Source organism: Sinorhizobium medicae (assembly GCF_007827695.1).
Lineage (GTDB): Bacteria > Pseudomonadota > Alphaproteobacteria > Rhizobiales > Rhizobiaceae > Sinorhizobium > Sinorhizobium medicae.
Window position 1 is genome coordinate 1 of the sequence record NZ_VITA01000050.1, and the last position, 9,834, is coordinate 9,834.

Below are 9,834 nucleotides of genomic sequence, written 5' to 3' on the forward strand. Positions count from 1 at the left end.
ATCTCCAACCATCCCGTTCCACTCCTGTCGATGACGGAGCTTATCTCGCGGTCTCAATCAGCAAAGGCAAGGTGGGCTGTTCGTAGCGCTCACCGCCAATCCCCTCCCGGCCCCCTATTGAGACCCTCAAGTCCCACGCCTTGAAAGGATTCAAACCAGCGGCTCCGCGCCGGCATATTGTAAGTCCCTGATATTCCAGGGATCGATTGCGGGGTTGTGTGCGTCAAGTTCTGCAAAATTGGTCGGTCATGCGTGCTGGTCATGCGGCTTGACGGAGTGCGAGTTTCTTGTGCTCTCGCAGGTCGTCCATGTTGATGTAGCGATTGGCCTCCATCCAGTTTTCGTGGGTTTCGACGGCGAGCGCGCGGACGAGGCGTAGGCAGCTCTCGGTGTTGGGAAAGATGCGCACGACGTAGGTTCTGCGGCGGATTTCCTCGTTGAGGCGTTCCAGCATGTTGGTGCTCTTGAGGTGCTTGTGATGCTGGCGCGGCAGACGAAAGAAGGTCAGCGTCTGCTCGATGGTTTCCTCAACCCAGGAGGTCAGGCGCGGATAGCGGACCGACCATTTTCCCAGCCACGCGGCGAGATCGGCCTTCGCCTCATCAAGGTCGCGGCGATCATAGAGCCATCGAAGCTCCTGCAGGCAATCGTCGCCATGTTTGCGCGGCAGGTGATCGAGGGCGTTCCTGAGGAAATGCACGTAACAGCGCTGCCAGGCAGCTTCCGGGATCACCTCGCCAATTGCCGCGACGAGACCGGCATGGTCGTCGGAGACCACCAGTTCGACGCCCTTCAAACCGCGCCCTTTCAGCCTGACGAGGAAGTCCTTCCAGGCGGAACGGCTTTCACGGCCGGCCATCTCGACCGACAGGATCTGCCGCCGTCCGTCCCAGTCGATGCCGACAGCGATCAACACCGCCTGGCTCATCACCACACCGGCCTCGCGCACCTTCTCATAACGGGCATCGAGGATCAGGTAGGCAAACGGCTCTTCAAGCGAGCGCTCGGCAAAGGCCTTCAGGCTCTCGTCCAGCCGCTTGTTGATCGCCGAGATCGATGACGCCGAGAAGGCATGGCCGCACAGCTCCTCGGTGATCGCCTTGACCTTCCGCGTCGACACCCCTTGCACATACATCTCCGCCAAGGTTGCCACCAGCGCCCGCTCGGAGCGCTGATAGCGTTCGAACAATTCGGTGGAGAAGTGCCCCGAGCGATCCTGCGGCACCCGCAGCTCGAGCTTGCCCACCCGCGTGATCAGCGTGCGGCCATAGTGGCCCGAACGGTAGCCGAGCCGCTCCGGCGTGCGCTCGCCTTTCGCAGCTCCCAGCGCCTCGTCCATCTCCGCTTCCAGCACCTCCTGCATCACCGTGCGGATCACCTCGCGCAGCCCATCGGGGTTCGAAAGCAAAATGTCTTTGACGGCGGCGCTGGCTGTCTTACCTTCAGTCTTGGTCATGGTGGCGTTCCTTCCAGGGAATCAGGTGACGTCAACATCACCAGCCTGCCATGACCGCCTCTCTCAGTGAATTTGCAGAACCTTCAGCACACTACCAAAGAAAGAGACACTTTCGTTAGGCTGAGATGCCCGAGCGCTCTTCGCCAAACATTGAACAGCAGAAACACCCAAGTCATTGGTTTCCGCCCGAATTAACGGCATGGGCCCGCAGGCTAACGGCCACGCCGGAGGCCGCAACCGACCCCACCGAACAAGGCCGAATTTCTTGATTTCTCGGACGTGAGAGGAAAGCAGGTGCGGCTGATGGTGGAGCTCCGCCTCGGTCGTGGGCGCTGCCGACGCCGTACCTAGTCTAAGTAGCTATGATCGGTAGGGCCCAATCATATCGAAGCGAATTTTCCCCCATGTGTGCTCAACGAACGGATGCATCAGTCTTTTTCAAAAATCCAACCTGGCGCTTAAAGGGCAATGGTCCGAAATCGCAAGCAAGGGATCGGGATGAAGGCCGCTTGCGGGTTTTGTTCCCCCAAAGGCGCCTATCGCGACGTGCTCCGCACCTTCGATGTTGACAAGTCCGCGCCCAATCAAAATGTGATCGAGACCGAGCGGATTGCGGCAACCGAGGTTTTGTGACTGACTGAGCTGACGGCGTTCGTCGGCCGTCAATAGTCCTGCTTCGCCCTTCTCGCAAAGCATTGTCCTTGCTGAATTGAGCGGGGCAACGCTCGCGAAGCAGTGTGACAGTCGTCGACGCCGGCGTATCGTCGAACACCTCGCCAAACAGATCCTGGACCAGGACGCCGGGGGGGGAAGCGGCATATGCGGTGAACTTCCATCCGTGCGGACGGGGCCGGTTTCGTGCACTTCGTGCCAAAAATTGCGGTTGAAGTCTCCCAGCACGATGAACTTGTCTGTGCTTGCAAGGTCTTCCAGCCACGTTTCGAGCGGCACGATTTGTTGCTGCAGGAGCCGACAATCTCGATCCTGATCGTCGCTTAGATTCCCGCTCGCCTCAAGCGGAGAGACACACGACGATTTCAGATGGACCGCCAGGATTCGCACCAGCTCGCCGTCGATGGTCAAGTCGACCGACAAACTCGGCCGCGGCCGATCCGCGTTGGGATTGCCGGGAAGGCTCAAGCTGGGCTCGACGCGCAGTTCGCCGCGGTTCCCAGTTCCTTCTTCCACGCGATCGCAAGTCGCTGAATCTTGAAGCCCTTGAAGGTACAGACTTCGTATGCTGCACCGCCGTCTGGAAGTGCGTCACGAACGGCCTGCTCACCACTCACTTCCTCAAACGCATAGATGTCGGCCGGAACCGTGTTGCGGACAAAGTCGTTGAGTTGCTGCAACCGCTTGCCGTAGGCGACTTCGGTGGCCGGCACCGTATCGAAATTGCGGTCCTTGTAGACGTCACAAACCGGGAACCGCTCCCAGTCCCACTCGACTTCCTCTCGAAAATTGACTTGCCAGCCAGGAATACCAGTTTCGTCGGCGGACGGCTTCCAGACGTTTGTCGCTTCATCCTTCACGAAGAGCCCACTGCATGCCGCTATCCACTCGCCAGCGGTGGCTTTGTCCATGTGCCAGCCCAGGTTCCAGGTCGCTCACTTCTTCAATCGAAGCACCTTCTTTAATCTGACCAAGAGGTCTGACTGAAATTTCTTCAAGGTCGGCTTCATTTGAAATAACCGCAAAACCATCCGGGAAAATCGCGCCTTCGGAGCGAGACGCCTCTGCAATGAGACGAGCATCGATTTCAGGAAGGTTGTTCAACGGGTTTGGTCCCGTGGTGAATGGTACGAGTGACCAGAGAAAACGACGTGCTATCTCCCAATCGAGTGCGAACCCGTTGAAAGAGCGCGAAGATGCCGGTCGGTCGAGCAAAGTGACGGCAACACCATCATAGTCGTCCAGGCGATTTGGAGCAGCAATCCCCAAAAGCCACTCGCGCCCGAGCCATCGCGCAGTAACAAAATGCGCATCGACGGGTGTCCAGCGACCTGAACGTGCTGCTGCTGCGATATCACTGCCAAAAAGGAGCGACATCGCGTTGAGATAATTTCCCCGTTTTACCGATGTCGGATCGCTCGATCCTTCGCCGGAAGAGCCGGCAGATCCCGAGGAAGATGCGGTGTGGTGAACAAAAATCTCTGCGCTCGTCGACGATGTCATCCACGATCCTATGGCAAATCCGTGCGAAGCAACGGCGGTCCCGACCGCCATTCCAAGATACGGAGAGACTTGCTCGAGATAACCACGTCTTACTGTGCCATCGAATTGCGGCCTGGAACTGCCGCGTGTTGATTTCGATTCCGTAAGAGCGACGGTTTCATCATCGCGGCGACTGAACACGAAGTCAGGCGATTTTTTCGTCGGTTGGCTGCCGTCCAAGGCCAGGTTTTCGAAGTGGTCACACCAGACGTAGCCGTCGCGGATCATTTGCAGATAGGCGATGCCTGCACCAACAACCCCGGCCAAGTGGGTTCGTGAGAAATCCTTCAGTCGATCCGCCGTCTTGAGGATAGCAAAGTGCTTCGGCTTCTCGTCGACATACTGACTCAAGAGGTACCGACATGTTTCACTTTCCGCAGTGACGGCGTCGGCGTTGACCATATGCATATGCGAGCATCTCGCCATCGCACCATAGAGCTCGACCGGTGTGAAGTTGATCCTTTCTACCGCCGGCGCCCGGCCTCGAACGGGCGATGGGCGAAGATCAAGGTGACCCGTTACTTTCGAAACGGCAAGCTCTTTGCCCGTTATTGTCCAGGTCACCTCATCCCCCATGCGAAAACGATATTGCGGATCTCGCTGGTGCGAAACCAGCGTGTTCGTCTCTCGTCCCTCCGGCCCCGCACTCCTTTGCGGGCCACTGCCTGCCCAAGCCGGCACTACATCCGTCGATCGCGCCGATCTACAAATCCGCGCCGCGACAAATTGCGTTGCGCTCACTATGCACTTCACGATAGCATCATTCAATTCTAATTTAGTGAGCTTATGCGACACAACCCACAGAGAGGCGGCGCACGCAGTGCGGGCCGACCTCCGATGCCACCACAGGAAGGAGAAGCGTTGCCGTGGTCCTGAACGATGATGACGTAGACGGTCCGGACCCCGAAGGCATAGCTCTGTGCCTATCGGGTGGCGGCTACCGCGCCATGGTGTTCCATGTTGGTGCGATCATACGCTTGAATGAGATCGGCCTTCTTCCGAAACTCGCGCGCGTATCCAGCGTTTCCGGTGGCTCGATCACGGCTGCCTATCTGGGTCTCCGGTGGAAAGATCTTGATTTCGACGATGCCGGATGCGCTCGAAACCTGTCGATCGTTATCGACAACATACGCGAGATGGCAGGCACGAGCGTCGATGCCGGAGCTATTTTCGGCGGCATCTTCCTGCCCGGCACCATCAGTGATCGAGTGGCAAAGGCTTACGATGAGGTGCTCTTTGGCAGCAAGACAACGGATGATCTTCCAACAGACAGCGAGGCACCGCGTTTTGTTATCAATGCGACCAACGTTCAGTCCGGTGCGCTCTGGCGCTTTTCGAGACCCTACATGGGCGACTATAGGGTAGGGCTCGTGCGCGACCCTGGGGCGAAGCTCTCGGTCGCCGTCGCTGCTTCGTCAGCGTTTCCACCGATACTTTCACCTTTAAGCCTGACCGTTCCACGATCAACGACTTGGTTCAACGGCACAGATCTTGCTCTGCCGGAGTATCGACAAAAAGTGGTCTTGAGCGACGGCGGTGTCTACGACAATCTGGGCCTGGAGACCGCATTCAAACGCTGCCGGACGCTTTTGGTCAGCGACGGGGGCCAGAAAATTGCCGCAGAGGAAACACCCGCCGAGGATTGGGCACGTCATTCGGTTCGGATTCTCGACGTCGTCGACAATCAGGTTCGAAGTCTCCGGAAGCGCTCTTTGATCGATAGCTATCGGCGAGGCGCGCACGACGGCTGTTACTGGGGCATCCGCTCGTCATTCAAAGACTACGGCTTGACCCCCGATCCACTCGGATGTGCCGATCTCGATCCGACGCCGATTGCAGCCACACCGACCCGTCTAGAGGCGATGCCGGAAGTTACTCAGAAAAGGCTGATCAACTGGGGCTATGCGATAGCAGACACGGCTCTGCGCCGGCACTGTCGCGATACTTTGAGGCAATCGTACGGGATCGAGGTCGGCGTCCCGGTACGTTTTCCATATCCTGGAAAATATTAGCCGCTAGCGGCCACCTCTGGAGCGCGCAATGGAAAACCTGTCCTTTTCAATATCTGGTCCGCGGGCTGCCCAAAAGCCGCGCAATCCGGAACTGAAACCGCCTTTCAGACGCCTCAGGATTTATGCGTTCGATCCAGCCGCCTCGCTCGACATACAAACCGCCGTTATCAACACCGCAACGATCAGTCTGAGATGGGAGGAGCTTGAACCGGGACCGGTCGGCGAATACGTGGAAGTCATCGACGTCGACCCCGCAAGCGGCGGCTTCTATCCGCCTGTCGATCTCAACGAAACCGCCCTGCTTGTCCAGGACGGATATCCGCCGTCTGATGGAAATCCGAGATTTCATCAGCAGATGGTGTACGCGGTCGCGATGATGACGATCCGCAATTTCGAACGAGCGCTCGGCCGGCCTGTGCTTTGGGCACCACGACCTTGGGATTGGGAGACAGGCGAAAAGATTGAACGATACGTCCAACGTCTGAGGATCTATCCGCACGCCCTGCGTGAGGCAAACGCCTACTACAGCCCGCGTAAGGCGGCCCTGCTCTTCGGGTATTTTCAAGCCTCCAGGCGAAACGCCGGACGAAATCTGCCAGGCGGCACGATCTTCACCTGTCTTTCGCACGACATTGTGGCACACGAGACGACGCACGCGATTTTGGACGGCATGCATCGCCGCTTCATTGAACCGAGCAACCCGGATACGCTAGCGTTCCATGAAGCGTTTGCCGATATCGTCGCACTTTTTCAGCATTTCACACTCCCAGAAGCCGTGCGCCAACAGATTGCCCAGCTGCGGGGCGACCTCAGCCAGCGCTCGTTGCTAAGCGGGCTCGCCGTCCAGTTCGGACATGCCATTGGCCATTACGGCGCGTTGCGCGATGCCATCGACGCGGTAGACCCAGAGACCGGGATGCCCGATGCCACAGCGATAGATCGGGCAACCGAATCCCATGAGCGCGGGGCGATTCTGGTTGCAGCTGTGTTCGATGCGTTTGTGTCGATCTATCGCTCCCGCGTCGCAGACTTGCTGCGCCTGACGACCGGCGACGGAAGGCGGTTTCCCGATCGGGATTTGCATCCCGATCTCGTTGCGCGCCTGACAAGGGAGGCTACGAAGTCTGCCAGTCACGTTCTGCGCATGTGCATCCGCGCCGTTGACTATCTCCCTCCGGTCGACATGACATTCGGTGACTACCTTCGAGCATTGATCACGGCCGATTATGATCTGGTCACCGAAGATGACCGCGGCTACCGCCTCGCCATCATAGAGGCATTTCGGCGGCGCGGCATATTTCCGCGCGATTGCCGATCGCTGTCCGTGGACAGTCTGCTTTGGTCGGTGCCCGAAAATCCGATCGAGATCGATTGGATAACGGACATAAATTTCAGCCAGAGCTTGGCTCGAAAGGAGATTTACGAGCGGTCCGCTGAACGCTGCCAGAGCCTTGCCCATTGGATGCGGAACAACGCCGATATATCCCATGAGACACTTCGGGAAATGGGCCTTTGGCTTCGCGACGACGCCCCCAAAACGATACGCAGGGCTCGCGCAACGGAGACCACGGGACCGGGGCCAGCTTTCGAGATCCATTCCGTTAGACTTGCGAACCGAATTGGTCCAGACGGCGAACAAGAGCGCCAGCTCGTCATAGAAATCACGCAGGAGAGGCGCGGCTACCGCTCCGCTGACCTCCAAAGGGAGGTGGAAGAGAGGGGACGCGTAAAGGGCGTCCGTGCAGATTTTGTCTTTCGGGGTGGGGCAACACTTATCGTTGATCTGAGGACCCGAGCACTGCGGTACTGCATCAAGAAGGACATCGCCAGCGACGAGCGCCTCGACGAGCAGCGTTCCTACCGCTTCGAGGCCGACAGTGAAACCTTGGGCTCGACGTATTTCGGCGACACCAATGAAGCCGAACCCTTCGCGTTTGTGCATCGCTTGGGAGGCTGCTGAGATGGCAAGACCCACGACGCAGGTCCGCCGGCCAGCAGAACAAGGCTCAAAGGCTCAGCCCAGGAGCGTCAGCGTCCGCATGTATCGCGATATACTAGGAGACTGTTTTCTTCTGCGCGTGCCCGACGGGGATCGAACGCGCCACATACTGATCGATTGCGGCATTCTTCAGGGTATGCCGGGTGCTACCGAACAGGCAAATCGGATCATGGCCGATATCAAGTCGGTGACGACAGTTCTGGATGTGCTGGTCGTCACTCATGAGCACGTTGATCACCTGTCCGGATTTGAGCAGGCAAAGTCCATTTTTTCTGAAGTTACAGTGAGCGAGCTGTGGCTCGCATGGACGGAAGATCCCCGCGACGAGCAGGCTATGCGGCTGCGAGCGGGTCGAGAAAAGGTTAAGACCCTGTTGGCCAAAAGCTACACCGCCTTTGCCAACTACAAATCCTTTATGTCGCATCCAGAATATTCAGACGACGAAGACCCGAGCGAAGCCGATGGAGAGCCGCTGGAACCCGGACCCTTGGACGAACTGAGCAGTGTCCTGGCGTTTGCTGGAATCGGTCCAGATGGCCCCGGCGTGAAGAGTGCTTCCTCGACAGCGGCCATTCTTGAACGACTGAAACTCAAAGCCGAGCGGGTACGCTACATGACACCTGGCACAAAGCCCGAGCTTGGATTTGCTTCCGGCATTGGTGTTTATGTTCTCGGTCCTCCTCGCGACGAAAAGCTGCTAAGGCGCAGCGATCCGCGCAAGAACCATGCTGAAGTCTATCAGCTGAGCGGCGATGTCGGCGAAGATTACCTTCTAGCGGCGTCGGTGATGCTGGAGGGTGAAGACAGTTCACTCGACGCGGACGATTTGCAAAGACTTCAAATGAGTTTACCTTTCGGCCTGCGAGCAATGGTCCCGCTGGACAACAGGCTGGCTGAGATTGGTCTACGGACGGACGATGCAGCACGATCCACAGCGCTTTCGTCCTACGACGATCCGGCAAACGACTGGCGAAAGGTGGATATCGACTGGCTCGGAGCAACTGAAGCGCTGGCGCTCAAGCTCGACTCAGACACGAACAATACGAGCCTCGTGCTCGCATTCGAGCTCGGCGAAGGCCCTCATGGCCGCGTACTGCTCTTTCCAGGTGACGCTCAGATCGGCAGCTGGCTGTCCTGGCACGATCTAACATGGCCGCCGGGCGCACAGAAAGGAGACATCGATTCGGTGAACGTGGCTGATCTGCTGGCGAAAACTGTGCTCTATAAGGTGGGGCACCATGCCAGCCACAACGCCACCCCAAGGGAATTCGGCCTCGAGCTCATGACCCATCCGGACTTGGTCGCTATGATCCCCGTGGAGGAAGCATTCGCCAACAACTCCAAGCATTGGAAAATGCCCTTTCGGGCGCTATTGGACCGCCTTGTGGAAAAAACGGGTGGCCGTGTGATTAGAGCCGATCGCGCAAAGGCGGATATCAAAGCCTATGCTGACGACACTCTCTCAATCGAACTGCAGCTCGATGCACGACAATGGCAGAGCTTTTTCGACAATCTCGACGAGATTTCCGACCATCAAGGGCCGCTTGCACTGGAATATCGAATTCCTTACTCGACATCCTAAGCTGTCTTACCGGCCATCGGTAGCCACGCGAGGCGGCACTTCGACGTCACCAGAGCTACGCCAAGTGTTGAGAAAACAACAACTTGGATTGGCAAGCGCAGTGCGTGCTATTTGTTCTCAGTCGAAACCACCTCGACTTCAAACAGGATGCGATTGGCGGCAGCACGAAGGCTCACCGTGTCGAAAAAGGGTAAATCAAGATTGCCCATGCCGCATAATGCCGTAATCATGCCGGCCAGCCAGTCTTTGCGCCCTACCTTGCCCCTACCTCACAATCGCAAGCGAAACGCATCGATCATGGCTTTCGAGACGTCGCCCGGATAACAAATTGGGGCTGCCCCACCTGGCTTCGCGTATGCGCTCCTGCGCCCGCACCGTCTCCCCCCCGATCGCGACTTTGGGCTACCCGGAGATCGACTCAGCGATGATACGCTGTACGATCATTGAATCGGAGATTCGCGGGACTTCGATCGGATTGACCTGCCACTGAACTTTCATCCAGCGGCGATTAGAGCCTCGGCGGTTTTTGAACCGCTCCAGGTTTCTGGACCAGCGGAGGCTGGAGTTTTTC

The 9,834-nt window shown here is 57.9% G+C and carries 7 protein-coding genes; 3 read left to right on the forward strand and 4 right to left on the reverse strand.

Annotation, left to right across the window (positions count from 1 at the left end; translation table 11 throughout):
- Positions 1 to 259: 259 nt before the first annotated feature.
- From FB009_RS32230 to FB009_RS32245, 4 genes are all read right to left on the reverse strand, one after another.
- On the reverse strand, positions 260 to 1,456 hold the full coding sequence (locus FB009_RS32230) for an IS256-like element ISRm5 family transposase (RefSeq protein WP_010969783.1): 1,197 nt from the start codon (positions 1,454 to 1,456) through the stop codon (positions 260 to 262).
- A gap of 438 nt (positions 1,457 to 1,894) precedes the next feature.
- On the reverse strand, positions 1,895 to 2,596 hold the full coding sequence (locus tag FB009_RS32235) for an endonuclease/exonuclease/phosphatase family protein (RefSeq protein ID WP_145162722.1): 702 nt from the start codon (positions 2,594 to 2,596) through the stop codon (positions 1,895 to 1,897).
- Entirely contained in the window at positions 2,593 to 2,988 is a 396-nt protein-coding gene (locus FB009_RS32240; RefSeq protein ID WP_186447697.1) for a hypothetical protein, read from the reverse strand. Before FB009_RS32240 ends, FB009_RS32235 begins: the two co-directional genes overlap by 4 nt.
- Positions 2,978 to 4,234 (reverse strand): hypothetical protein, encoded by a 1,257-nt coding sequence (locus FB009_RS32245; protein ID WP_145162726.1) that lies wholly within the window; start codon positions 4,232 to 4,234, stop codon positions 2,978 to 2,980. The genes FB009_RS32240 and FB009_RS32245 overlap by 11 nt, the downstream gene beginning before the upstream one ends.
- Before the next feature lie 302 nt (positions 4,235 to 4,536).
- On the opposite strand from FB009_RS32245, the gene FB009_RS32250 reads away from it, so the two are divergent.
- Genes FB009_RS32250 through FB009_RS32260 form a run of 3 tightly spaced genes read left to right on the forward strand, consistent with a single transcriptional unit; the run spans position 4,537 to position 9,263 of the window.
- The gene (locus tag FB009_RS32250; protein WP_145162729.1) at positions 4,537 to 5,682 is read left to right on the forward strand and encodes a patatin-like phospholipase family protein; all 1,146 of its coding nucleotides are present in this window, start codon (positions 4,537 to 4,539) and stop codon (positions 5,680 to 5,682) included.
- A 28-nt stretch (positions 5,683 to 5,710) separates the two neighbouring features.
- On the forward strand, positions 5,711 to 7,642 hold the full coding sequence (locus FB009_RS32255; protein ID WP_145162732.1) for a gluzincin family metallopeptidase: 1,932 nt from the start codon (positions 5,711 to 5,713) through the stop codon (positions 7,640 to 7,642).
- 1 nt (position 7,643) lies between these two features.
- Positions 7,644 to 9,263 carry an MBL fold metallo-hydrolase gene (locus tag FB009_RS32260; protein ID WP_186447698.1) on the forward strand — a complete coding sequence of 540 codons (1,620 nt, stop codon included), beginning with the start codon at positions 7,644 to 7,646 and terminating at the stop codon, positions 9,261 to 9,263.
- The last annotated feature ends 571 nt before the right edge of the window (positions 9,264 to 9,834 follow it).

What these genes read in the sequence shown, in the direction of transcription:
- FB009_RS32230 (WP_010969783.1), bottom strand. Translation starts at nt 1,456, where the DNA reads ATGACCAAGACTGAAGGTAAGACAGCCAGCGCCGCCGTCAAAGACATT.
- FB009_RS32255 (WP_145162732.1), top strand. Translation starts at nt 5,711, where the DNA reads ATGGAAAACCTGTCCTTTTCAATATCTGGTCCGCGGGCTGCCCAAAAG.
- FB009_RS32260 (WP_186447698.1), top strand. Translation starts at nt 7,644, where the DNA reads ATGGCAAGACCCACGACGCAGGTCCGCCGGCCAGCAGAACAAGGCTCA.